The sequence below is a fragment of the Chitinophaga agri genome, from assembly GCF_010093065.1.
Classification (GTDB): Bacteria; Bacteroidota; Bacteroidia; order Chitinophagales; family Chitinophagaceae; genus Chitinophaga; species Chitinophaga agri.
In genome coordinates this window covers 2,148,550-2,169,963 of sequence record NZ_CP048113.1, presented here as the reverse complement: position 1 = coordinate 2,169,963, position 21,414 = coordinate 2,148,550, and the positions used below count along the sequence as shown (strand labels likewise).

The window sequence follows — 21,414 nt, the reverse complement described above, 5'->3', positions numbered from 1 at the left end:
AAGTTCCGTTTTAAGTGTTCTTATAGGCTGAAGGCAAAACGCCGAATTCCAGTTTAAAATACTTTGCAAAATACTTAGGATTATTGAATCCTACTTCATAAGCTACTTCAGCTACCGTAAGCTGACTCTTACCCAATAACTGCGCCGCCCTTTTCAGACGGATAGAGCGAATAAATTCCAGGGGAGTCTTCCCGGTGATGGACAACAGTTTTTTATAGGCCGACACGCGACTCATATGCAGTTCCCGGCTCAGTTCCTCTACGGAGAAATCAGGGTTAGAGATGTTCTTCTCTACGATCTGCAGGGCTTGTTGAAGGAAGCGTTCATCCTGTGACGAAATGGCTATTTCCTCGGGATGCGCTTCAATATGCTGCTGGAAAGTCTTTTTCAATGATACCTGTTGCGATATAATGTTCCGGATGCGGGACAGGAGCACCTCATAGTTGAATGGTTTGGTGATATAGTCTGTGGCGCCGTTATCAAGTGCCTCCAGCTGATCTTCTTCGGCTGCGCGGGCAGTCAGGAGAATGACGGGCAGGTGTGCTAAACGCTGGGTTTGCCGTATGCGCCGGCAGAGTTCCAGGCCATCCATCTCCGGCATATTGACATCACTGACAATTAGATTAGGGATGGTTTGTTGCAGGATCTCCCAGCCCAGTTTCCCATTAGGGGCATCAATGATATGAAAATGCATGCCCAGGTTGTCCTTCAGATAGAACCGGAAGTCTTCACTGTCTTCAATTAACAGCAGGACTGGCTTTTTACCAGTGTAGGGAGCGGGCGTATGGGCAGTGGTAAGTGCTGTTGCTGGCAGTATATTGGTGCTGACAGGTGCAAGGGTGACTGGCTGGGTGGTCAGTCCCTTAACCGGCAACAGGATAGAGAACGTGCTACCCATGTCAGGAGTGCTATCCACGGTGATCGTACCACCATGTAGTTTGACAAATTCACGTGTGATGCTCAGGCCAATACCGCTTCCCTGATTCACCAGTGAGCCGGGAATGTCATGCTGAAAGAATCTTTCGAAGATACGTTCCTGTTGATCTGCTGGTATGCCGATACCGTTATCCTTTACCATAATGGCCAGCGTATTACCATGTTGCAGCTGCATATCCACAGAAATATTGCCCTGTTCAGGCGTGAATTTAAAAGCATTGCTCAGCAGATTGAAAATGATCTTTTCTATTTTGTCTGGATCATACAGCATATGCAGTTCCCTGACGCTGCTATGGAAGTCCAGGTGTATCTGTTTCTTTTCCGAAAGATCGGAGAAAGAGGTGGTCAGTTCTTTAATGAAGGAAACAATTTCCCCCTCGCTGGCGTGCAGCTTGATCTCCTGCACCTCCATTTTACGAAAGTCCAGCAGCTGGTTCACCAGATTCAGCAGCCGCCGGGCATTGCGTTGTACGAGCACCAGCTGTTGCTGGATATTCGCCTCTACACCTTTCCCCAGGATTTTTTCCAGCGGCGTGATGATCAGGCTTAAAGGTGTCCTGAATTCATGGCTGATGTTGGTGAAGAAGCGGATCTTTAAGGCGTCCAGTTCATGGACACGTTGCGCTTCCTGTTTTTCCTGTTCAATGCGGGAGCGCAGTCTTTCTCTTTCCAGTACAACCCTTCTGGCCAGGATCAGTGCACCAATGATCAGCAGTACATAAAGGATAAATGCCAGTGGTGTTTTCCAGAAAGGAGGGAGGATGGTAATGTGTAGTTCCAGTGGTGCCGGTGTCCATATGCCATCGTTATTGGATGCCTTGACGCGGAAGGTATATTCCCCCGGATCAAGATTGGTGTAAGTCGCTTTGCGTAAGGTACCATCGGCCGTGAGCCAATCATTATTGAAGCCTTCCAGCATATAGGCATACTGGTTTTTTTCCGGATGGAAATAGTTCAGTGCTGCGAATGCGATGGAGAAGACGTTTTCCCTGTATTTCAGTGTGATATGTCGTGTGCCGGTAATGGACTGTGTCAGTAATACACGGCCATTGATCTGCTCACCAGGTTCCATGCTTTTGTTGAAGATCTGGAAATCGGTCAGGACTACCGGCGGAATCGTGGTATTGATGGCTATCAGGTGTGGATTGAAGATATTGAACCCATTACCACCGCCGAAGATAAACTCTCCCTTACGTGTTTTGAGCGCTGCATTTTCATTGAACTCCCTGCCCTGAAGACCGTCTGACTCATCGTAGTGTTTGCAGCTGATCTTATAGGTGGGCGTGCGTTGCAATAGCTTGAGATTTGTGATGCCATTGGTCGTACTTATCCATAATGTGCTGTCACTGTCTTCAAGAATGTTGAGGATTGTATTATCGGGAAGACCATCTTCTTTTCGGAGTATGTTAATTTGCCGGGTTACAGGATCATAGACATTCAACCCCTCACGGGTGCCTACCCATATCAATCCACGGCTGTCTTCATAGAGGCAGATCACATTGCGGTTACTGAGCCCTCCGGCTTGTTTGTCAATGCTGCTGTAATGAGAAAATTTACCCGCATTGTTCATGATGTCTAATCCGTCGGCAGTACCGATCCAGATATTGCCGGCTTTATCTTCCAGCAATGACGAGACATAGGGGGATCGGATAGAATTAGGTGCACCATTGGGGTAATGGATAAAGTGGCCGGTAGCGCGGTCAAGTATATTGAGCCCTCCGCCGAGTGTACCTACCCACAGTCTTTTTTGGCTGTCTTCAAATATTTCCCATACGCTGTTGTCACTCAGACTGGCAGGATCGGCTGCATCATGTTTATAGTGGATAAAACGGGAGCCGTCAAAGCAATCCAGTCCACCGAAATACGAACCGATCCAGAGTTTCTGCTGCTGGTCTATCCACAGACTGACAATAACATTCCCACTGGGGGAATTTGAATTAGATGGATCGTGTAAATATTGTTTATAGGTATTGCGGCTGCGGTCGTAATAAATAAGGCCTCCACCATTGGTGCCTATCCACAGGTTACCTTTTGTATCTTCTGCGAACCGGTTCACATCATCGTAGGGGAGACTGTTGGCAGTGAATAGTTCATGCTGATAAAGCGGGAACTTGACGATATTCTCATGATAATAGCAGATCCCCTTTTTATAAGTACCTATCCATATAATACCTGTGTTGTCACGATAGAGCGCATTGATGCTATTTTGACTCAGGCTCTTAGGATTTTCACCATTGCTGACGAGATATTCAATTGTTTGTCTGTCTTTATCAATAATATTAATTCCACCATGATCCGTTCCTATCCAGATCAGGCCCTGATTATCCTGTACAACACCACGTACAATATTATTATTGAGCCGCAGCGTCCCGGTGTTCTGATTATAGTGTGTAAAGGAGGCCGTACGCTGATTAAAATAGTAGACGCCCTGTACATCGGTATTACTAAATATCCATAGATCCCCATCAGCATCCGCCATCATCTGATAGTCCTGCTGACTACTACGGCCGTTCTGTTCAGGCAGCGTCGTGTGGAACATTGAAAGGCGTGTACGCGCATCCAGCTGCTCGAGATACCCATTTGTATGCAATATCCAGATATGACCGGTATGATCCTGTGCAACGGCAGCAGCAGCGTTACCATTCAGTGCGATCTTTTTTGTGTGGTGTGTCGTTGGGTTGTAGGTGAACAGGCCGTTCTTTGGCATAACAAACCAGTAAGTACCGGTGTTGTCTTTCATGATCTGGCTCACGGAATCACCCGGTATGCCGTATTGCTGGAGTGTAGTGCGTACGTTGCGCTGAAATGTACCATTTTCGGGATGGTAGATATTCTGTCCGTTGCGATGCGTGATCCAGAGTAGTCCCTCCGGGCCTTCCATCAGGTTGGTGATGAAGTTATCAGATATAGATGTAGTGTCACTGAGTGCCTGCCGGAAAACTTTTAAATTATAACCATCAAAACGATTCAGACCAGATACAGTACCGAACCACATAAAGCCCTGACTGTCTTTGAGAATGCAGTTGATCTGGTTGCTGGAAAGTCCCTGTGTCAGATCTATCCGGGTTAATTGGTACTGTGAAGAAATGCTTTGTCCTCTCAGCAGCATTGGCAAACACACCAGCAGCAATAAAATGAATTGTCGTTTGATCACTTTTGTAATTAACGCGGATATTAGATGTCTTCAATTAAATGTCGATCCTACAATATAGAACCTCTGCCGTAAATAAAAAAAGAAAGGTCGAAAGAATTCGACCTTTGTGCTAAAATTCCACGTTATGGTACTCAGGTCCATAAAAAGTTTAGCTATCTATGCTTAATATTATTTTAACTGAATATAATGTAATTATGTCGGATGTTCTGCTAATGTTTCTTTGGCTGATCAGCTATAAGCCGGGACCCTGTTCACTTTGCTCACTTTGTTAGGGTCAACTTCACCTGTTCCCGGTAATATATGATGACACAACAAATGTAATGCCCCGCTAAGTGATAACCAAGGTTTTGTTCTCTTTTTTTGCGCAATCGTTTGCATTCACCCGCTAAAAAGGCTAAACTTGCTTATTAACGGATAATTTTATTTCTTTCACGATATGAAAAAGACAGGTCTCTCTTTATCGCTGATACTCGCGCTGGCAGCAGGTCAGTTACGCGCACAGCAGACAGGTAAAACGTTAAAGCTATGGTACAAGGAACCAGCAGTCGAATGGTCTCAGGCACTTCCATTAGGTAATGGCCGGATGGGAGCAATGGTATTCGGAGGCACGAAGGATGAATTAATCCAGCTGAATGAAGCGACATTGTGGTCAGGAGGTCCGGTTAGTAAAAGTGTAAACCCGGAAGCGGCGAGTCACCTGCCTGCTATCAGAGCAGCATTGTTCCAGGAAAAATATCATGAAGCAGATAGTATCCTGCGTAAAATGCAGGGTGTTTATTCTCAGTCATTCCTTCCGCTGGGAGATATCCGTATTCATCAGCAGCTGACAGATACAGTGGTATCGCAGTATTATCGTGACCTGAATATTGCCGACGCTACTGCGACCACCCGTTTCACCAGCGGGGGCGTGAACTACTCCCGCGAAATGTTTATCTCCGCACCCGATCAGGTGATTGTTATCAGACTGAAGGCCAGCAAAAAAGGCGCCCTCAGTTTTAAGGCAGATCCTTCCAGTCAGCTACACTTTCAGAATACAGTGACCGGTGCGAAGGAAATTGTCATGAGGGGAAAGGCGCCTTCTCAAGCTGATCCAAGTTATGTGAATTATAATAAGGAGCCAATCAAATACGAAGCGCCAGGCAGTTGTAATGGTATGCGTTACGAACTGCGTATGCGGGTGATCAGCCCCGATGGCAAAGTCACAACAGATGCGACGGGTATTACAGTAAACAATGCCACGGAAGCCATTTTATTGCTGACAGCGGCGACCAGCTTCAATGGATATGATAAATGTCCGGATAGTGAAGGACTCGATGAGAAGGCAATTGCTGGTGGACAGATGAAGAAAGCAGCTGTATTGTCATATACGCATCTGCTGAAACGTCATATGCAGGATTATCAGCAATATTTTAACAGGGTATCTTTGCACCTGACCGGTGAGGATCGGTCAGCCCTGCCCACTGATGAAAGACTTCGTCGTTATACTGCAGGTGGTAAGGACCTTACATTGGAAAGCATGTATTTTCAGTTCGGCCGTTATCTGCTGATATCCTGTTCACGCACCCTGGCAGCTCCGGCTAATCTGCAGGGCGTATGGAATAAAGAGCTGCGCGCTCCGTGGAGCTCTAACTATACCATTAACATCAATACACAAATGAACTACTGGCCGGCGGAAGTCTGCAATCTGAGTGAAATGCAGCGTCCGTTGTACAAACTATTGAAAGAATTATCTGTAACCGGTACCTATACAGCACAGGAATTCTATAAGGCAAGAGGTTGGGTTGCCCATCATAATACAGACATATGGGCCATAGCTAATCCGGTGGGTGATAAAGGTAAAGGAGACCCGCAATGGGCAAACTGGATGATGGGAGGTAACTGGTTATGTCAGTTCCTCTGGCAGCATTACTGCTATACCGGTGATGAGCAGTTCCTGAGAGATACCGCTTATCCTATTATGAGATCGGCTGCGCTCTTCAGTCTGGACTGGCTGGTAAAAGATCCTGCTTCCGGTTATCTGGTAACGGCACCAGCCACTTCTCCGGAGAACAAATTTTTACTGGCGAATGGCACACAGGAATCCGTATCTGTTGGCAGTACGATGGACATGACTATTATCCGCGAATTGTTCACCAATGTGATCAAAGCCGGAGAAGTGCTGAAGATCGATAACGGGCTAAGGGACTCTCTGCAGGTCGCTGCTGACCGCCTGTATCCATTTAAGGTGGGAAAAGATGGTAGTCTGCAGGAATGGTCTACAGACTGGCCTTCCGGAGAGGTAGAACATCGTCATATATCCCACCTTTATGGCTTATTCCCGGGTGATCAGATCTCTCCATCAGCCACGCCGGAACTGGCGAATGCTGCCAAACGCACACTGGAGATCAGGGGCGATGGTGGCACCGGATGGAGTAAAGCCTGGAAGATCAATACATGGGCAAGACTGGAAGACGGTAACCATGCCTATAAACTGCTGCGTGAACTGCTGACACTGACGGGTAAAGGTGCCGTGGATATGCATAACGCGGGTGGTACCTATGCGAATCTATTCTGTGCGCATCCCCCGTTCCAGATAGATGGTAATTTTGGTGGTACGTCAGGTATGGCGCAAATGTTACTGAACGGACAGAGTGGTATGATAAGGTTGCTGCCTGCATTACCGGACGCCTGGGCGACGGGGGATGTAAAAGGTTTGAAAGCTTTCGGCGCACATACCATCGATATGAGCTGGAAAGAAGGGAAGCTTGTACGTGTGACGATTTATGCAAAGAAGGCCGGTACCTGTTACCTGTTGGCGAAGAACAGACTGAAGGACTCTGCTAACGCGCAACTGGCACCAATGAAACCAAAGGATCCGTCAGCGGGCTACCCGTATGCGCTGAAAACAGTAGCGGGTGGTGTGTACACTTTGCTGGCAGCAGAATAAACAACAGCTTGAAAATAACATAGCATGTCAGATAAGAAGCGATTAGCGTTAATATGTGAAGACCCGGCCAATCTGTTTGATATGGCGAAGACGGAAGATCGTAAACTGCTGCATACATTGACAGCAGCAGGATGGGAGGCCACGGCAGAGGACTGGAAAGATGAAAACACAGACTGGACGAATTACGAAGTGGTGATACTGAAATCGCCTTATGATTATCACAACCGGTTGAATGAGTTCAGGGCATGGCTGCATAAACTGGCCAGGGCAGGAGTGCAGTTGCTGAATCCTGCGGAAATGGTGTTATGGAATGCAGATAAACACTATCTGCAAGAGATCGCAGATGCAGGGTTTGATATTATTCCTTCTGTGTTCCTCGAAAAAGATACCATCACTGATCTGGTTGAACTGTTCGACAGACTAGGGGCAGAGAAGATCATTGTTAAGCCCTGTGTCAGTGGTGGCTCGAAGAATACATTCACCCTCGTGGCAGGAGAGACGGATCTGCATCATCATCCGTTAAAGGAATTATTGCCGAAGGAAGCATTCATTGCACAGCCTTTTATGAATGAGATTCATGAAGGTGAGTGGTCTATGCTGTTCTTTGGAGGGGCATATAGTCATACGATCGTGAAAAAGCCGAAAGCCGGTGACTTCAGGGTACAGCCCCAATATGGGGCGAGTATTCATGCGGTAACGCCGGCGCCGGCAGTGATTGGAAAAGCGACTGAACTGGTGCGTCGTTTCGCGGGCGGTGCGTTGTATACCAGAGTAGACGGTGTATTGGCGGATGGTAAGCTGATGCTGATGGAACTGGAGCTGATAGAGCCATTGTTGTATACGGCGTTTGATGAGGAGAGTTTTGCCAGGTATATAACAGCGTTGGATAAGGTACTTAAGTGAACATATTATGCATGAATACGGGCAGCCAGACTGTTATTAGCAGTCTGGCTGCTGCATTTCAGCGGGTAGTATTTCTGTATATTTGTTGTAGTTAATACCTTCTATCCTATCATTTTAATACAGACATTTAACATAAAATAGAGGCAAACTACATGAACAGCACTATAGATTTTTTCAGTATCGATTATCTGCAGCACGGCACACCTGCGCAACAGGAAGTGTTTTCTCTATTGAAGGATAGTTATATACTGGAATTATTGTCTGCCTATTCTCCTGTGCTGGCGGGGACAATCCCTATTGCGGTTGATGTACCCGGAAGTGACCTGGACATCCTTTGTTCATTTACAGACAGCGTGGTATTTAAACAGACCGTTACGGCGCTGTTCAGTGACGAGGCAAATTTTTCAGTCAGTGAATCAGAAATATATGGTCACGCTTGTGTAGTGGCTAATTTTAATAAAGGAGGTTACCCTATCGAAATCTTTGCACAGGCGATTCCTGTGCGCGAACAGATGGGGTACCGGCATATGGTGATTGAACACTGGTTACTACAACAGCACGGAGACCCTTTACGACAGGAAGTGATTCGTTTAAAAAAAGAAGGCTATAAAACAGAGCCTGCATTTTGTATACTGCTGGGTATTGAAGGAGATCCTTATCTGGAGTTGCTGAAACTGGAAGCGATAGCGTGCCCATAGATCCCGTTTATCCACCGATGCAGGACGTTCTCATAGTTAGCCTGCCTGACATGTGCAAAAATTTAATTATCATGTGCGTCCAAATCTTATGTAGCATCCATGATCGAGAAAATTGTCGTTTTGTTCAGCCGCCCTTACCCATTACCTGACACCCGTCGCAGACAATGGGTCATGACCATCTTGCTCAGTGTGGCTGTTTTCCTGTTTTTATTCTTTCTGCGGCCGTTTAATGGTCAGCGTGATACGCTTTCTGCCATATTGGGTGGATCAGCAGACGCCGCATTAATATCTGCCTTTTTGGGTAGTCTCGAGGGGGCAGCTACCGTATTTGCGGTCGTAAGTGTTTATTATGGTGTGCTGTTCAAAGCATTTCCGGGCTATTTTAGTGAGGAGCGCTGGACAATAGCGAGGGAGTCTTTATGGACAGTAGTCATTATTGTGGCGATTGCCCTGACTAACATAGGCGTGATGATGCTGACGGGGCAGTGGCATTATTCCTGGAAGGAGGCCTTCCTCATGGTGATGTATACGGCAGTGATCGGGACCGCCCCGGCTACTACCAGTGTCATTATTAACCAGGCTCGCCTGTTACGCCGTTATCGTCACAAAGCCGTGGCTATCAATCAGGTGATCCAGGCAGCGCCTCCGTTACCTGTTGAAGAGACGATCGCCATTCCCGTTACACCAACATTGTCTTTTATAGCTGAGAATGGGAAGGATACGGTATCAGTAGCACCGGCTGACCTGCTGGCTGTTACCTCTGCCGACAATTATGTCCGTCTCTTTTATATTGATAGTCAGGAGCTAAGTCAAATTTTGATCCGTACCAGTCTGCAGAAAGTAACTGAGGTCGTGGCAGCCCATCCTAACTTCTGGCGTTGCCACAGAACGGCTATTGTGAACCTGTCCCTTGTAACCGGGGTTAGTGGCACAGCACAGGGATACCGGCTACATATAGCCGGACTGCCAGACACTGTTCCTGTATCCCGGAGTCTGAATGCAACGCTTAGAGAGCGCCTTGCCAATCGTCCGGCAGTGCTGTCCACCCCTGTGAGCTAGGTGGGAGGTATACCATTGCTCCCAAATTGTGCAATTCGCCCCAAACCCTGTGCAGTTGGCCACTTCTGGAAAAAACATTTCCGGCTTCCTGCTACTTTTACATCAGTGCCGGATAACCCGGGACGTGTATAAAAGTATAACGACATGAAAAAAGGCTTCTTTCTGCTCACCGTTTTATTGCTGATCTCTCAATTCCTGAAAGCACAGTTTGATGATAAATTCTATTTCCCTAACAAAACCTGGAAACCCCTTGACTCCTCCCTGCGGGTAGAAGAAGTTAACCTGCCTGTCGATTCTGTTATCCTGAACGGACTATTTATCACACCTGCAGGGAGTCCTAAAGCCACTATATTATTCTTTCACGGAGCAGGGGGGAATGTGACTTCCTACCAATACATGATAAAGCCGCTGGTACTCGCCGGCTTTCAGGTATTCATGATCGACTTCCGGGGATATGGTAAAAGTACCGGTAAGCCGTCTCATATTAATATCGCAGCTGATGGACAGCGGGTACTGGATTATTTGCTGGAAAGAAAAGAGGTGAAGGGAACAAAGCTGCTACTATTTGGCGCCTCCGTTGGCACACAGGTAGCTGTAAAGCTGGCAAGGGATAACGGGGCAAAGGTCACGGCCCTGATACTGGACGGTACGGTGAGCTCTTTTACTGATCTGGCAGCCGCCTATGCCCCGGCTGAGCAAAAAGACATGATCAGGCAGTTCCTGACCGTACCCTATGCCGCCAAAACAGATATCACGTTTATAAAAGCCCCTGTATTGTTTGTGCATTCAAAAGAGGATAGGGAGGTGCCATATGAGCAGGTGGAAACAGTATATAATGCTGCTCCGGCAGCCAAAACCTTATATGTTTATAGTGGCGCACATCTGGCGGCGATGAAAACAAATGCCGACGAATATATGCGTCACATTCAGCAACTGCTTGACGCTGCTCATTGAACAAATTGGCTGGGATGCACATGCTATTGCCAATGACCTATTAAGCTAATCTGAAGAATACGCATAAACATGAAAAAGCCCCCGGTAAAGTCTGATGTCCCGGGGGCTTTTACTGTATGTGAATGCAGGATTAACGTATCCGTACATATGTTTCCACGATCACGTGATCGATGTTCAGGCTGTCAATTTTCTCTACGCCTGTCTGTACGATCGTATCCTTACCATATGTCATCCTGAAAGAAAAATCCTTGTTCTCCCATCCCCGCGCGCTGCAATACTCCAGATGTTCGTTATACGTATCGCCCACCAGCGTATAGGTACCACTACCTGAGCCATACACCGCTTTTGCCGTGTCTGCACCATGCTGCAGGTCATGTGTAAAAAATGCAAAATAGCTATCGTTAAAGATCTTGATAGTTTCCTGTCCTTCTACAGGACCAGTGATCGTCGTATCACCTTTCTCGATCCGCTTGGCATTGATCAATTTCCAGGTGCCGGAAACAGGAGATCTTTCACCTGCTGCCGCAGCGGGTGAAGTTGTCTTGTTGTCACAGGATGTCAGCAATGTCACTGCCATTGCGAGAAGTGGAATCCATTTCATGGTGAGATATTAATGTTTGCTCCAAGATATAATAAATGGGGTGAAATCTTCACAGATCAGGAAAACTATTTGCTACAGGTGTATAGGGTATGTTTCGCGTCAAGCGTTACAAGAAAAGCTTTTCCGCTGATAAGACTGCTTACACTGTCCAACGGCACAGTTTTTTAGGCATGTCAGGTATGATGATGACAGAAGAACAAAAAGACGTTGCACAGCTGTTCTACCGGGAAGCATTAGGGCTGCTGGTAGAAAGCAAGCTTGATTTTATGCTGGGGGGCGGATTTGCCCTGTTCAGTTATACAGGACTTTACAGGGATACAAAAGACCTGGATATTTTCTGTATGCCAACGCAGTATACCGAGATACTGAAACTGTTCTCTTCGCATGGTTACCAGATAGAATTAACCGATGTAAGATGGCTGGCAAAAGTATTTAAAGATGATTATTACATTGATATCATCTTTAGTAGTACGAACAACATCTGTGTGGTAGATGAGAGCTGGTATGCACATGCTACTGAAGCAGTAGTGATGGACCATGCCGTGAAGCTCATAGGAGCGGAAGAGATGATATGGAGTAAGGTCTTTATACAGAACAGGGAACGCTTTGATGGTGCGGATGTGAATCACGTGTTCTTACGTTATGGGAAACAGCTGGACTGGCAAAGATTGCTACACCGGCTCGATCCACACTGGCACCTGCTCCTGTCACAAATACTGAACTTCCAGTTCGTTTATCCTTCCGACTATGCGGATATTGTACCGCGCTGGTTGTTTGATGAACTGATGAAACGTGCGCATGAACAGTACGACCTGCCTGCATGTGTTGAAAAGGTATGCAGAGGTCCGCTCATAGATCAGACACAATATGCGGTCGATGTTACCGACTGGCACTATAAGGGGATGACTATAAAAACGGTTTGATATGGATGCTGAAAACAAGAAAGTAAGGATTGCTGCTGTAGCTGATATTCATGTTACAGATATGGACAAGAACAAATGGACTGACTATTTTAAACATGTTTCAGGTAACGCGGATGTCCTGCTGATCTGTGGTGACCTTACTAATACAGGAGATGAGAACGAGGCAAAGATCCTGGCTGATGAACTGAAAGCATGTACAATACCTGTAGTGGCTGTGTTAGGTAATCACGACTATGAAAAAGGCAGGCAGAAATTAATCCGGCAAACATTGCAAAATGAAAATGTACATATTCTCGACGGGGAAGCGGTCGTCATCAACGATGTTGGATTTGCTGGTGTTAAAGGCTTCGGTGGTGGTTTTGATAACTTCATGTTATCGATGTTCGGAGAAGATGCCATGAAGGCCTTCGTACAGGAGGCAGTAGATGAAGCGTTACATCTGGACCGCGCCCTGGCCAGAATAGATCAGCAGCATGAACATTTAAAGAAGATCGCTGTATTACACTATTCACCTACCCAGGAAACTGTTAAAGGAGAACCGGAAGCTATTTTCCCTTTTCTGGGTTCATCCAGACTGGCAGAACCGCTCACCCGCCGGGAGGTAACTGCGGTCTTTCATGGTCATGCACATATGGGGACGCTGGAAGGTACATTGACAGGTGGCGTACGCGTATACAACGTGGCAAAGCCTGTCCTTGTAAAAGCCGGTTATGAGATGCCTTACTATATACTGGAGGTATAATTATATCTAACTTCCCGGAGATAACAAACGGTCTGTAGAGCAAAGAGGCCTGCTATATGCCGGTCTTTTATGTCATATCATTTCTGTCAGAGGAGAGTGCAATGATCTCTTTTATCTTTACATCCAGCCTGTTTAACCCCTCTTCCAGCTTTTTAGTGTATACCAGGTCCATTTCACGATATTCGTCCTTAATCAGCTCTATAAGGCCCTGTACGGAGGTCAGCGGACCACGTAGCTCATGCGCCTGTATAAATGCGATCTTTTCCAGCAGATCGTTCTTACGTTCGATCCTGAGCCGGTACAGGTAGGCGTCCGTAATATCCTTCATGACGGTAGTAACGCCGATGATCTCATCCCGCTCATTACGCGCAGGATTGAACGTGATCTGCCACCAGGTTTCTTTTACGGAATATTCCCTGCGGAAATCGATGGTGATCGGTTCTCCATTGAGCGCCGTATTGAACCCATGATAAAAAGACATTTTATTCGATTCGTGCACGAATTGATCAATGGCCAGCTCGGGTTCTATTTTCCTGCCATATTCTGCGATGGAAAGATCAAGTGCTGCTTTGTTAAAGTAGATGATCTTCATCTCTTTGTCCAGCAGGATAAATGTATCCGACAGACTTTCAAAGAACGCCTGTAACCTGATGCCGTATTCCATGAGCTCCGCCCCGGATCTTTTCTCCCTTTCATGCTGCACGTCCAGTTCTTTTCTGAAGCTGTAGCTGGCAAAGAAGATATAAACGAGTGCTAGTGCATAACAACCAAACAGGTCGATCGTTTTGGCCGTTTTACTTTCGTAGAAGCCACCCACCGACCCCTGGAAATAGAATTCTGTAAAGATCAGTCCAGCCGGGATCAGCAAGCTTAAGATCATCCACAGGATATATCGTTTTCTGGAGGTGACATTCAGTGCCAGCTGAAAGGTGGTATAAAATAACAGCAGACTCGGACCGTCAATGCCGGCATTCAGGTAATAATTGCAAATCAGACCACTGTAAACCGATATGACATACCAGACGATGATCCTCCGGTAGTGCCTGAATTTACGCGAGAGTATGTAGTAGAACACCTGCAAACAAAACAACCCGCTGACCAGCAGTGCAGCCTGCATTTCATGGATGAGGAGATTGACACAAATGAAGGTGGAGAGAATGACCATTGTGATCACACAGGTCATATTGAATATCCGGTGCCCGAAGGAAAACTCACGTTCACTCCCGAGCAACAAGGCACGGAGGGTGAAGCCTTTTTCCATAAATGATCGGTTTCCTGTAGGCATAATGGTTTATTCGGGCGAAAAGATAACGAATTAATTAAATATACATATTAACAATTAGACAAATGAGTTGCTGTTTTTAAGGAAAATACCTGAAATCAGGGGGGGACTATTTCAATATAAGCACGGGTTCCTGGGCATTGCGACAGATCGCGTCGGAAATGCTTTTATGGGTCAGATAATAAAGGAAGCTGTGTTTACCTGGTAATGAAATGATCAGTTGTATATGACGCTGCTGGATGAAACTCAGAATACCATTGATGATATTTTTATCGTTGCTGTAGCAGATCTCGTGCGGGTAATTTTGTAGTCTTTCATGTATATGCTGCTCGGCCGCTTTCAACTGGTCGTCCGGATTGAGATATCTTTCCTTGTGATCTACATTGAGTACCAGTAGTTTACTGTTTTTCCACTGGCGTGGGATCTCCAGTGTTCTCACTTTGTTCAGGGAATCCAGCATGTTGTAGTCACAAGGCACCAGGATGTTCTCTACCGGTTTATATGTGTAGGTGGATGGTACGATCAGTACCCGGACAGGACTGGCTTTTGCGATAGAGATCAGGTTACCGGCAATAAAGCTGCCGCTGGAATAGCGGTAGTTGTCACTGCCCAATATGATCATCTCAGGCGATTCTTCACGGACCACTTCCATGATAGCCCGTAACAGGGGTGCCTCGCTGACCATGGCGATAACATCCACACCGCGCGTTTTCAGGGATATTTCCCGGGAAAGGTCTTCCATGCGGGTTGCAGCCTGTTCCCGCTCTCTGGCCATGTAATGAGGGCTTACTGGTGCATATTCAGCGGAGACCACTATATGGTCGAATACTGTATCGTAAAAGGTTTTGAGCAGGATGATCCGGTTGTATCCGTATGCCCTCGTCCATTCGATGGCAAAATTCACGGCGTTGTCTGAGGTAGCGGAGAAATCAACGGGAATCAGTAATGTTTTCATAACGATTTCATTTTTCTCTTATACTAAGTTAAGTTTGTCCTGCTTAAATCAGAAAAAAATATGCTGGTGTCTGTGGTTCCGGCTAAAGGCGCCTCCCAGGCTATTTTATCGCAGCGTAAATAAAGTGCAGATTATGAAGATATACCAGGAAACATTGCTTTTACGGGAAAGAAGAAGAGGATTTCACCTGATCACCACAGAGGTGCTGCAGGCCATTCCGCAGCTCAGGGAGATCAAAACAGGCATGTGCCAGGTCTTTATCCAGCATACTTCGGCCTCCCTCACCATTAATGAGAATGCTGACCCGACAGTACGACAGGATTTTGAAATGTATTTTAACAAAGCCGTACCCGAGAATGATCCTGACTACGCACATGACTATGAAGGCTCCGACGATATGCCTGCGCACCTGAAAGCAGCCATGCTGGGTAGTTCAGTAATGATCCCCGTCCGTAACGGTAATTTTGCACTTGGTACCTGGCAGGGTATTTATTTGTGTGAACACCGCAACGCCGGCGGTAACAGGAGGCTCGTGATCACACTTTGGGGAGAATAATAAAAAAGATATTTATAGCATGATGAATATATACAGCAAGTTGTTACCCGCCATATTTTTGTTGCTGGGAACAGGCGGCTTAACCATGGCACAGGATGTCAGGGCCGATGTACAACATTATAACATATTCCTGACCTTAAATGATCAGACTGATAAGATCAGTGCTGTTACGGCCATCACTGTACGTTTTACCCAGGATGTCCCTGAGCTCTCCCTTGATCTCGTCGGCCGTTCCTCCAGAGACACAGGCATGGCTATATCGGCTGTGACTGAAGGAAAAGTGAAGGTGCCTTTTAAACAGCATAGTGAAAGTGTACGTCTGACAGTCCGCGCGAAGAAGGGAGAGATACATACCTACCGTATAGCCTACAGTGGTATCCCTGCAAACGGGATGATCATTTCTACCAATAAGTTTGGCAAACGCACCTTCTTCACTGATAACTGGCCTAACCGTGCACACTATTGGCTGCCTTCTATTGATCATCCTTCCGATAAGGCCACTGTTGAATTTACCGTCGTAGCGCCTGCTCACTATACTGTGATCGCCAACGGTCTTAAGAAGGAAGAGACTACACTACCCGGACAACTGAAAAGGACCCGCTATGCAGAAACCGTTGTATTGCCTACCAAAGTATTCGCAGTAGGCGTAGCGGATTTCGCTGTAGATCATTCCGGCGATGTAACAGATATTCCTGTATACAGTTATGTATTCCCCGAAAATAAGGTACAAGGCTTTCAGGATTATGCCAAAGCCGTGGAAATACTACAGTTTTTCATAGACAAGATCGGACCTTATGCCTATAAAAAGCTCGCTAATGTACAGTCTAAGACGATGTTTGGAGGGATGGAGAATGCCAGTACTATTTTCTATGAGGAGGGATCTGTCGGATCAAAATTCATAGAAGAGTTGATCGCACATGAAGTAGCACACCAATGGTTCGGTGATGCTGTGACGGAATCCAGCTGGGAGCACGTATGGCTGAGCGAAGGATTTGCGACGTACATGACACTGGTGTATATGGAGCACAAGTACGGTACTGATACATTGAAGGAGGAACTCCGCACTGATCGTAAAAAGATAGTCAGCTTTGCTGCGCGCAGACACACACCTGTTATAGATACTTCCCGCCAGGGTGGGTACATGCAGCTGCTGAACGCTAACAGTTACCAGAAAGGAAGCTGGATACTGCACATGTTACGCCGTCAGGTAGGCGATACTGCTTTCTGGAAAGGTATCCGCGCCTATTTCGCTGCCTATAACGGCCGTAATGCCAATACCCAGGACTTTAAGCGGGAAATGGAAAAAGCCAGCGGCCAGGATCTCGGTACCTTCTTTCAGCAATGGCTGTATACGCCTGGCATGCCAATAGTGTCTGTGCGCAAAGGGACCGAACCTCATACCATGATCATAGAGCAGAAACAGGATAGCCTGTTTACGTTCCCTCTGGAGTTTAAAGCAACCGGCAGTTCAGCATTACAGCATATCACCATCAAAGACCGTATCACGGTCGTGCGTGTACCTGGTGCAGAAGAGATACAGATAGATCCGGAGATCAACCTGCTGATCAAAGACGACTGGAAATGATCACCTGACAGCACCGGTATTGTTTCAGCCATCATACCGGTGTTGTTCCTACTGTCAATTAAAGCTGCTGTCGTAAATCCGGCAAAAAGTCTGCAAATGGAATAAGACAAACAGTATCTTTGTCGGGCATTTCAATTCCTGACCCATAAAGTACTTCATTACCTTGTTAAAACGATCCTCCCTACTGCTGTTACTGGCAATGCTTCTCGATATGACTGGCTATGCCCAGCAAACCTATTTATTTGTCGGCTCCTATAATGACGCCAAAGAGAAAGATGGTATCTATGTCTACAGTATGGATATGCAGAGCGGCCAGCTGCAACCGGCCTGCACATTCGCAGGCATGCTGAATCCCTCTTATCTTATTCTCTCACATGATGGTCAATACATCTACGCTTGTAGCGAAACCAGGACGGCGGGTATGGGTACTGTCAGCAGTTATGCATTTGACAGCAAACAACAGAAGATCAGATTCCTTAGTAAACAGGGTAGCGGGGGAGATAATCCTGTATACCTTGCTATCGATAAGACGGGTCACTGGCTGGTAAACGGGAACTATACAGGCAGTAGTATGGCTATACATCCATTGCTGGCAGACGGAGGGATTAGCCCGTCTGTGACCGTTTTTTATATAAAGGATAGTAGCATTACAGACAGACAGAAAAGCGCACATATACATTCAACCGTCTTCTCACCGGATTATAAATATGTTTTCGCTACCGATCTGGGCGCTGATAAGATCAGGCGTTACCGCTTTGATGCAACCGCTGACCAGGCGTTACGGGAAGACAGTTTTATACGCGCAACGCCCGGGAGTGGCCCCAGGCATTTTACATTCCATCCCAATGGACAGTTCGCGTATTGTATCGAAGAAATGGCCGGTGCGATATCTATCTACCGCTATCAGGATGGACGACTGGACAGCCTGCAGCGTATCCTGACACACGACGATCGACCACGCAGTTATTATAACAGTGCCGACATACATATTTCCCCCGATGGATTATTTCTTTATGCTTCCAACCGCGGTGAAGAAAATAATATTGCTATCTATCGTATTCAGCCTGACGGGCGCCTTACATTTGTGGCATACCAGTCTACATTAGGTGATCATCCGCGTAATTTCCTTATTGATCCTACCGGCCAGTTCCTGATCGTTGCTAACCAGATCAGCGGAGACGTCATTGTATTCCGCAGGAACAAGCAGACAGGTTTACTGACCTATACCGGTGTCAGGGTGCAAATGACCGGTCCGTCCAGTTTACAGATAAAAACATATACCAACTGATCCCTTTCCCATGAAACTTTTATTACCGCTGCTGTTGCTGTTTACGACAGGCAGCATCCGTGCCCAGTCTGTTGAAACCTTCGCCGATAGTATTCGGCAGCAGTACCGTATTCCCGCTCTCGGCTTCGCCGTTATTTCTTCTGACAGTGTGTTGGTCTGCCATACCACCGGTGTGCAGCGTTTTAATACCAGTTATACAGTCAAATCAGATGATAGATTTCATATCGGTTCCAATACCAAGGCCATCACCGCTTTTATTGCGGCTCAGCTGGTGAAGGAAAAGAAGATCCAGTGGAACACAACCATCCTGTCGCTCTTCCCCGAACTGAGATGGCGCACCCGTTATGTCTACGATACTGTTACACTGGCTAACCTCCTTACTTTCAGGGGGAAATTACAGGGATACACCTACAATACACCTAAACCTGCATTTGAAGACCTGCATGGCAACTATGCACAGCAGCGTATGCAGCTGGCGGCCGACTTCCTGACGCAGGAGCCGATGAAGACTAACAACGGATTGACACCTTCCAACGTGGACTATATTGTGGCCGGACTGATGCTGGAAAAAGCATCAGGAAAGTCCTATAAAGAACTGGTGAATGACCTGGGAAAACAGTTACAGATCGATTTCCGGTTTGATTATCCTAATCTAAAAGATACACTCCAGCCGTGGGGGCATGACGCCGACCTGCGTCCTTTACCACCAGCAGAGAGTTACAAGATGAACTGGCTGCTGGCGGCAGGAAATATTAATGTACGACTGGATGAATATACCCGTTTTATTCAGTTACAATTAAAAGGGTTGAAAGGAAAGAGCAACCTGCTGCCGCAGAAGACATTTGAGCAACTGCTGTTTGGCATGCCGGTATTTTCCTATGGTTGGTTCGGCAACATCGATGAGGTCACCGGGCATCATATTGCCACCAACGAAGGGAATGCAGGTGCATTCATCACTAAAGTGCAGGTCATCAGGGAAGCCGACCGGGCATATGTGGTCTTTACCAATGCGGCTACTGCTGAGACACAGGAAGGTATTGCAGTATTGCTGAAAGAGCTCTCTCTGCGTTATGGCAGATAACTACGGCGAAAGCGTATATTTGGCTGATACGAATCAATATCAGTTATGGAATATGTTTCAAATCCGGCATTGGCCGGCATGCAATTACCATTTGAATGGAAAGGGACGCCAGTTGATGATAAAGGCCGGTTTGCAAACTATGAGTATCCGCATCTTTACTCGCTGACAGATGTGTTGAAATGGAAGTTGTCACGCAATCCGCAGCGGGCTGAGAAGAAGGCGGAAGTATGGCAGCCTGCTATTGACCATAACGAAGATTTTCTCCATAGCCAGGAAGATTGTATCGTATGGCTGGGACATGCGTCATTCTTTATCCGGCTGGCAGGTGTTAACATACTGATCGACCCGGTGTTCTACAATGTGACGATGGTAAAAAGGGTCGCACCATTTCCGATTGACCCTTCCCACATTAAAGGGCTGCATTATGTCCTGATCTCCCACAATCACCTGGACCATTGCGACCGGCGTAGTCTGGCACTGGTGTCGGCAAACAATTCGCAGGCCATTTATCTCACCGGACTGAAAATGGAGGGACTGCTGCATAAACTTACCCATAGTGAAAAGATCCAGACAGCTGGCTGGTATCAACAGTATCAGACGGATGATCGTATCCGTGTGTATTATCTGCCAGCCAGGCACTGGACAAAAAGAGGACTCAGGGATGAGAATAGTCAGTTGTGGGGTGCTTTTGTATTGCAGGGCGGCGGAAAGACGATTTACTTTGCGGCGGATTCAGGCTATGGTGGTCATTTTGCAGATGTGGGCCGCCTGTTTCCAGTAATAGATTATTGCATCATTGGCATTGGAGCGTACAAGCCGGAATGGTTCATGGCACAAAGCCATGTATCTCCTGTGAATGCGGTACGTGCCTTTAATGATATGCACGCCCGTGTGATGATCCCTATGCACTACGGCACTTTTGACCTCGCGGATGAGCCAGTCGGAGATCCTATTGCTCACCTGTTACAGCTGGAACGGCAGGGGTCGATCCATGGAAAGCTGGAACATAGGGCAATTGGAGAAAAATTACCGATATGAGCAGGCATTCATTTGTTTTCTTGCATATTTCGCATTTTCTTTACGGCTCACGAAGTTCAAGATGTTCGAAACGCATATCAGTGACGTGGAGTTGTTGCAGCTGCTAAAAGAAGATGATACCGCTGCTTTCGAGATCCTGTACAACCGTTATTGGAAATCATTGTATACCAGGGCTTGCCAGCGTGTAGATCCCGATGATGCCAAGGACCTCGTACAGGAAGTAATGCTTAGTCTCTGGCGCAGACGTCAGGAGATACCGTCATTTAAGGAGGGGGAATTTACCAAATACCTGCACGCCGCTATCAAGTACCGGGTGATCAGTCACTATGCCTTTAGCACGGCTGAAATTAAGAAATTGTCCTTTTTTGATATACTGGACAGCCAGGAGACCAATGACCTGCTGGAAACAAAGGAATTGTCGGCTAATATAGCCGCCGCCGTCGGCCAGCTGCCTGCGCGTATGCAGGAAATCTTCCGGATGAGCCGGGAAGAAGACCTCTCTATAGCCGAAATCGCCAGAAGGCTTAATATCTCCGAACAAACGGTTAAGAACCAACTAACTGACGCCCTTCGCCGGGTACGCAACTCGTTGAAGGAGCGTTCTTCCGGGGAGTGGGTGTTCCTGGTAGCCTACCTCTTCTGCCAGGTTAAATAATTACCCTTTAATGGCTCGCGGTCCTTTCATTTATCAGTATCGGCACTAACTGTGCTGGTACTGCGTTCATCTTACGTT

At 46.8% G+C, this 21,414-nt stretch carries 17 protein-coding genes; 13 read left to right on the top strand and 4 right to left on the bottom strand.

The features are described 5' to 3' along the window. Positions 1–10: 10 nt before the first annotated feature. Positions 11–4,090, bottom strand: coding sequence for a hybrid sensor histidine kinase/response regulator transcription factor (locus tag GWR21_RS08305; protein WP_202929069.1), 4,080 nt, complete (start codon positions 4,088–4,090; stop codon positions 11–13). 436 nt (positions 4,091–4,526) lie between these two features. Here GWR21_RS08305 and GWR21_RS08300 point away from each other — a divergent pair, with 436 nt between their 5' ends. The 5 genes from GWR21_RS08300 (at position 4,527) to GWR21_RS08280 (ending at position 10,630) form a co-directional block, all read left to right on the top strand. Then, positions 4,527–7,016: a glycoside hydrolase family 95 protein gene (locus GWR21_RS08300; protein ID WP_162331280.1), complete on the top strand. Its 2,490-nt coding sequence runs from the start codon at positions 4,527–4,529 to the stop codon at positions 7,014–7,016. Positions 7,017–7,040: 24 nt separating this feature from the next. Then, entirely contained in the window at positions 7,041–7,919 is an 879-nt protein-coding gene (locus tag GWR21_RS08295; RefSeq protein ID WP_162331279.1) for an ATP-grasp domain-containing protein, read from the top strand. A gap of 152 nt (positions 7,920–8,071) precedes the next feature. Beyond that, complete coding sequence (locus GWR21_RS08290; protein WP_162331278.1) at positions 8,072–8,617, top strand: DUF4269 domain-containing protein; 546 nt, start codon at positions 8,072–8,074, stop codon at positions 8,615–8,617. Between the two features lie 99 nt (positions 8,618–8,716). Continuing rightward, complete coding sequence (locus GWR21_RS08285; RefSeq protein ID WP_162331277.1) at positions 8,717–9,676, top strand: LytTR family DNA-binding domain-containing protein; 960 nt, start codon at positions 8,717–8,719, stop codon at positions 9,674–9,676. Positions 9,677–9,820: 144 nt separating this feature from the next. After that, positions 9,821–10,630, top strand: a complete 810-nt coding sequence (locus tag GWR21_RS08280) for an alpha/beta hydrolase (RefSeq protein WP_162331276.1) — start codon at positions 9,821–9,823, stop codon at positions 10,628–10,630. A 130-nt stretch (positions 10,631–10,760) separates the two neighbouring features. Here the strand turns inward: GWR21_RS08280 and GWR21_RS08275 are convergent, their stop codons facing one another. Continuing rightward, positions 10,761–11,231 carry a hypothetical protein gene (locus GWR21_RS08275; RefSeq protein WP_162331275.1) on the bottom strand — a complete coding sequence of 157 codons (471 nt, stop codon included), beginning with the start codon at positions 11,229–11,231 and terminating at the stop codon, positions 10,761–10,763. A gap of 179 nt (positions 11,232–11,410) precedes the next feature. Between GWR21_RS08275 and GWR21_RS08270 the strand changes: the two genes are divergently transcribed. Further along, on the top strand, positions 11,411–12,154 hold the full coding sequence (locus GWR21_RS08270) for a nucleotidyltransferase (protein WP_162331274.1): 744 nt from the start codon (positions 11,411–11,413) through the stop codon (positions 12,152–12,154). Position 12,155: 1 nt separating this feature from the next. Next, positions 12,156–12,896, top strand: coding sequence for a metallophosphoesterase family protein (locus GWR21_RS08265; RefSeq protein WP_162331273.1), 741 nt, complete (start codon positions 12,156–12,158; stop codon positions 12,894–12,896). A gap of 67 nt (positions 12,897–12,963) precedes the next feature. Here the strand turns inward: GWR21_RS08265 and GWR21_RS08260 are convergent, their stop codons facing one another. Together GWR21_RS08260 and GWR21_RS08255 are read right to left on the bottom strand one after the other, a co-directional pair. Further along, complete coding sequence (locus GWR21_RS08260; protein ID WP_162331272.1) at positions 12,964–14,157, bottom strand: PAS domain-containing protein; 1,194 nt, start codon at positions 14,155–14,157, stop codon at positions 12,964–12,966. A 130-nt stretch (positions 14,158–14,287) separates the two neighbouring features. Next, on the bottom strand, positions 14,288–15,133 hold the full coding sequence (locus tag GWR21_RS08255) for a universal stress protein (RefSeq protein WP_162331271.1): 846 nt from the start codon (positions 15,131–15,133) through the stop codon (positions 14,288–14,290). A 133-nt stretch (positions 15,134–15,266) separates the two neighbouring features. Here GWR21_RS08255 and GWR21_RS08250 point away from each other — a divergent pair, with 133 nt between their 5' ends. From GWR21_RS08250 to GWR21_RS08225, 6 genes are all read left to right on the top strand, one after another. Further along, positions 15,267–15,689: a secondary thiamine-phosphate synthase enzyme YjbQ gene (locus tag GWR21_RS08250; protein ID WP_162331270.1), complete on the top strand. Its 423-nt coding sequence runs from the start codon at positions 15,267–15,269 to the stop codon at positions 15,687–15,689. Positions 15,690–15,708: 19 nt separating this feature from the next. Then, positions 15,709–17,274, top strand: a complete 1,566-nt coding sequence (locus GWR21_RS08245; RefSeq protein ID WP_238430260.1) for a M1 family metallopeptidase — start codon at positions 15,709–15,711, stop codon at positions 17,272–17,274. Positions 17,275–17,437: 163 nt separating this feature from the next. After that, positions 17,438–18,562, top strand: coding sequence for a lactonase family protein (locus tag GWR21_RS08240; RefSeq protein WP_162331269.1), 1,125 nt, complete (start codon positions 17,438–17,440; stop codon positions 18,560–18,562). A gap of 10 nt (positions 18,563–18,572) precedes the next feature. After that, on the top strand, positions 18,573–19,643 hold the full coding sequence (locus GWR21_RS08235) for a serine hydrolase domain-containing protein (protein WP_162331268.1): 1,071 nt from the start codon (positions 18,573–18,575) through the stop codon (positions 19,641–19,643). A 45-nt stretch (positions 19,644–19,688) separates the two neighbouring features. After that, the gene (locus GWR21_RS08230; RefSeq protein ID WP_162331267.1) at positions 19,689–20,681 is read left to right on the top strand and encodes an MBL fold metallo-hydrolase; all 993 of its coding nucleotides are present in this window, start codon (positions 19,689–19,691) and stop codon (positions 20,679–20,681) included. Between the two features lie 61 nt (positions 20,682–20,742). Further along, positions 20,743–21,336 carry an RNA polymerase sigma factor gene (locus tag GWR21_RS08225; protein WP_162331266.1) on the top strand — a complete coding sequence of 198 codons (594 nt, stop codon included), beginning with the start codon at positions 20,743–20,745 and terminating at the stop codon, positions 21,334–21,336. The last annotated feature ends 78 nt before the right edge of the window (positions 21,337–21,414 follow it).

Bases quoted from the DNA above. Each gene is read 5' to 3' on its own strand.
- GWR21_RS08300 (WP_162331280.1), top strand. From the start codon at position 4,527: ATGAAAAAGACAGGTCTCTCTTTATCGCTGATACTCGCGCTGGCAGCA.
- GWR21_RS08295 (WP_162331279.1), top strand. From the start codon at position 7,041: ATGTCAGATAAGAAGCGATTAGCGTTAATATGTGAAGACCCGGCCAAT.
- GWR21_RS08290 (WP_162331278.1), top strand. From the start codon at position 8,072: ATGAACAGCACTATAGATTTTTTCAGTATCGATTATCTGCAGCACGGC.
- GWR21_RS08285 (WP_162331277.1), top strand. From the start codon at position 8,717: ATGATCGAGAAAATTGTCGTTTTGTTCAGCCGCCCTTACCCATTACCT.
- GWR21_RS08280 (WP_162331276.1), top strand. From the start codon at position 9,821: ATGAAAAAAGGCTTCTTTCTGCTCACCGTTTTATTGCTGATCTCTCAA.
- GWR21_RS08275 (WP_162331275.1), bottom strand. From the start codon at position 11,231: ATGAAATGGATTCCACTTCTCGCAATGGCAGTGACATTGCTGACATCC.
- GWR21_RS08270 (WP_162331274.1), top strand. From the start codon at position 11,411: ATGATGATGACAGAAGAACAAAAAGACGTTGCACAGCTGTTCTACCGG.
- GWR21_RS08265 (WP_162331273.1), top strand. From the start codon at position 12,156: ATGGATGCTGAAAACAAGAAAGTAAGGATTGCTGCTGTAGCTGATATT.
- GWR21_RS08260 (WP_162331272.1), bottom strand. From the start codon at position 14,157: ATGGAAAAAGGCTTCACCCTCCGTGCCTTGTTGCTCGGGAGTGAACGT.
- GWR21_RS08255 (WP_162331271.1), bottom strand. From the start codon at position 15,133: ATGAAAACATTACTGATTCCCGTTGATTTCTCCGCTACCTCAGACAAC.
- GWR21_RS08250 (WP_162331270.1), top strand. From the start codon at position 15,267: ATGAAGATATACCAGGAAACATTGCTTTTACGGGAAAGAAGAAGAGGA.
- GWR21_RS08245 (WP_238430260.1), top strand. From the start codon at position 15,709: ATGATGAATATATACAGCAAGTTGTTACCCGCCATATTTTTGTTGCTG.
- GWR21_RS08235 (WP_162331268.1), top strand. From the start codon at position 18,573: ATGAAACTTTTATTACCGCTGCTGTTGCTGTTTACGACAGGCAGCATC.
- GWR21_RS08230 (WP_162331267.1), top strand. From the start codon at position 19,689: ATGGAATATGTTTCAAATCCGGCATTGGCCGGCATGCAATTACCATTT.
- GWR21_RS08225 (WP_162331266.1), top strand. From the start codon at position 20,743: ATGTTCGAAACGCATATCAGTGACGTGGAGTTGTTGCAGCTGCTAAAA.